The organism is Streptomyces sp. a15 (assembly GCF_059026085.1).
The window spans coordinates 1-3,105 of sequence record NZ_JBWLKM010000195.1 but is presented as its reverse complement, the minus strand read 5'-3'; the positions used below and the strand labels follow the sequence as shown (position 1 = coordinate 3,105).

The 3,105-nt window shown below is 67.2% G+C and carries 2 protein-coding genes and 2 pseudogenes; 2 read left to right on the top strand and 2 right to left on the bottom strand.

From position 1 onward, the window contains the following. Positions 1-592: 592 nt before the first annotated feature. Positions 593-1,018, bottom strand: a complete 426-nt coding sequence (locus AC5P09_RS51480; RefSeq protein ID WP_493880556.1) for a MerR family transcriptional regulator — start codon at positions 1,016-1,018, stop codon at positions 593-595. A gap of 70 nt (positions 1,019-1,088) precedes the next feature. Here AC5P09_RS51480 and AC5P09_RS51475 point away from each other — a divergent pair, with 70 nt between their 5' ends. Both AC5P09_RS51475 and AC5P09_RS51470 read left to right on the top strand, forming a co-directional pair. Next, positions 1,089-2,339: an MFS transporter gene (locus AC5P09_RS51475; protein WP_493880555.1), complete on the top strand. Its 1,251-nt coding sequence runs from the start codon at positions 1,089-1,091 to the stop codon at positions 2,337-2,339. Further along, positions 2,336-2,487: pseudogene (locus AC5P09_RS51470) on the top strand (helix-turn-helix domain-containing protein); the annotation flags it as partial. The gene AC5P09_RS51475 and the pseudogene AC5P09_RS51470, both read left to right, overlap by 4 nt. An 84-nt stretch (positions 2,488-2,571) precedes the next feature. Here AC5P09_RS51470 and AC5P09_RS51465 read toward each other — a convergent pair. Next, positions 2,572-2,745: pseudogene (locus tag AC5P09_RS51465) on the bottom strand (transposase); the annotation flags it as partial. Between the last annotated feature and the right edge of the window lie 360 nt (positions 2,746-3,105).

Below are 3,105 nucleotides of genomic sequence, written 5' to 3'. Positions count from 1 at the left end.
CTCGCTTCTTGGCAGTGTCGTGCTTCCACGACCCGAGTAAAGGGCGCTCCGCCTCCGGCTCCGCGTCGGCTGCGCCGATCGGCCTGCGGCCGGCCCTTGACTCGGCTCGTTCCAGCACGGGTGAGAAGCGAGCGAGCGGCCCGGAAAGACGGGGGCCCGGGTGAGCGGTCCCTTGGGTGGGTTTCCGGAGGCCCGGCGTTGCGGGGCGCGCTCGCGTCTCGCCTGCACGCCGGGTGGGCTTGGCGGCTTGCGGTGCGTGGGTGGTGCGGCGCATCGGCCGGGTGCCGGCACGCCGGGCTGGTTGGCGGCTTGCGGTCGGTGGTCGGTTGGTGGTGGGCGGTGCGCGGTGGGCGCATCGGTTGGGTGGCGGCACGCCGGGTGAGCTCAACGGCTGACGGTGAGTGGGGTGCGTCGATCCGGGGGCGGCTCGCAGTGAGCAAGTAGGGACCCGAGCAGCTCAGATACGCCGGATGGTGCGCAATTGGAGGGTTTGGGTCAAGATCGGGATGGAAAAGCCCAGGTGGGTAGCTGGGCGTGGCCCAAACCCTCCAATTGCGGGCGGCGCCTCTGGAAGAGGGCTATTTGTTGCGGGTCATGACGTTGCTGACACCACCGACGGGGAGTTCGATGTTCCGTGAGAGCTGGCAGGCGCCAGCGCTCGGCATTGTCCGACTTCAGCCAGGTACTCGCTCATCGCATCACGGTTGCGGATGAGTACGTCGATCCGCTCGGTGAGCCGGTCCCGCTCGGCGGCCAGCAAGGCCAGCATCTCCGGTGTTGCATCGGGAAAGTGAATCGATCGAGGTTTGTCCAGGCACGGAAGGATCTGCTTGATGATGCGAGTGGGGAGCCCCGCATCCAGCAGGCCACGGATTTGGTTGACCCGGTCCACGTAGCGGTCGTCATACTCCCGATACCCGTTCGCCCCCCGGTCCGGGACAATCAGCCCCTGCTCCTCGTAGTAGCGAAGTAGCCGACGGGACGCACCCGTCAGTCGCGACAATTCACCGATCCTCACACCCGCCGAAACTACTCGGCGCACCTCGACTTGACCATCACATCTATGTGAAGGTTCCAAGATTCGGGCCATGACCACCACGTCTTCTGACACACAGTCTCGTACGCGACAGGTCGGCCTGCCATGGTCGGCGCTGTTGGCACTGGGGACTGCCGTCTTCATCACGAGCTTGACCGAGACTCTGCCTGCCGGTGTGCTGCCCGAGATGTCGGCCTCACTGGGCACCAGTTCGGGTGCTACCGGCCAGGCCGTCACCGTCTATGCGGCCGGTACGGCGTTGACCGCGATCCCGCTCGCCACGGCGACAGCATCTGTTCCGCGGAAACCACTGCTGCTCGGCGCCATGGCCGTCTTCCTGGTGGCCAACACGCTGACTGCGGCCGCAACGGGATACATCGTCCTGCTTGCGGGCCGGTTCCTCGCCGGCGTGGCCGCGGGCCTGGCGTGGGCTATCCTCGCTGGCTACGCCCGTCGTATCGCACCTGCCGGCTCGGAAGGGCGCGCCATCGCGGTGGCGATGACCGGGATCCCTGTGGCGTTGTCCTTGGGGGTTCCGGCCGGCACGCTGATCGGTGAACAGGTGGGATGGCGGGCGGCGTTTGGCGCTGTCTCCCTGGTCACTCTTGCCGTCATCGGCTGGATCAGCGTGTCCGTCCCCGACGTGGGGCAACCTGCCATTGAGCAGGCTGACATCGACCGTTCGGACCCCGCACCAGAATCAGCGAAGTCGCCCCTGCGGCAGACCCTGGCGGTGCCCGGTGTCGCCGCGATCATGGTCACGGTCACGACGTTCGTTCTCGGGCACACGATCATCTACGCCTACATCGCTCCCTACCTACAGCACGCCGGGCTCGGGTCAGCGACCGACGCAGTTCTCCTTGCTTTCGGTGTCGCATGCCTGGTGAGCATTTGGTACGTCGGACGCCATGTCGACCGCAGGCTACGGACTCTGATGGTCACCGGCGCGGTGCTGTTCACTCTCGCCACCGCAGTTCTTGCCGTCACCACAACACACACGATCGTTTGGGCCGCCGCTGTTCTTTGGGGCCTGGGGTGGGGCGGTGCCCCGACCTTGCTGCAAACCGCAGCCGGACAAGCCGGAATGCGGCGCAGCACCGCTGCCGCTGACACCGCACAAGCCGTCCTCGTCACCCTCTGGAACGCCGCGATGGCCCTTGGTGGCATCATCGGCGGTCTCCTGCTGCAAAGCTCTGGCGTCACCGTGGTCGCCGTGTCAGCCGCCGCCCTCGGAGCAGTCAGCCTGCTCATCATCGCCGGGGCCCGACGCAACGCATTCCCCAACACTCAGGCCACGCCATGACGCACGCCAACGCACCCCTGAGTGTTGAAGGACCCGGCGTCTGGTCAAGCGTTGCCCCACGCGGCCCATCGCGCACGTCGCCGCAGAGATGGGCATCTCCAGAGCGACCGCATCGAAGTGGGTCAATCGCTACCGCCACCACGGCGAACAACGCCGGCCCTCGGACACCCACCCAAGGAACCGCCCACCCGGGCCCCACGGCATCGGTGCTGGTGGTGCCGGGAACGATGCCCTCGTCCGTCTCGGCACGCTTGATCCAGCCGCGCAGGGCCTCGGGGTGCACGTCCAGCTGGTCGGCGATCCGCTTGATCGCACCGGCACGGCCGGCCGGATCCTTGCGGGCCTCGACCGCCAACCGCGTCGCACGCTCACGCAGTTCGTCGGGGTACTTACGGGGAGCAGCCATGATCGGCATCCTTCCGGGTCTTCGATGTCTCCATCAAACCCGGGGTGCCTCTGTGTCTTGTCAAGCCGCTTGAGCGGGGCAGGACTTGGCTCCGCGCTCATCGGCGATCATGACGCGCCACACGTGGTCGGCCCGGCGTCCTACGGCACGCTACGAGCGGCCTACCCGACCGCGTCCCGCTACCCCTATACAAGTCGGCAGTTCACCCCCGTCTTTCCGGGCCGCTCGCTCGCTTCTCACCCGTGCTGGAACGAGCCGAGTCAAGGGCCGGCCGCAGGCCGATCGGCGCAGCCGACGCGGAGCCGGAGGCGGAGCGCCCTTTACTCGGGTCGTGGAAGCACGACACTGCCAAGAAGCGAG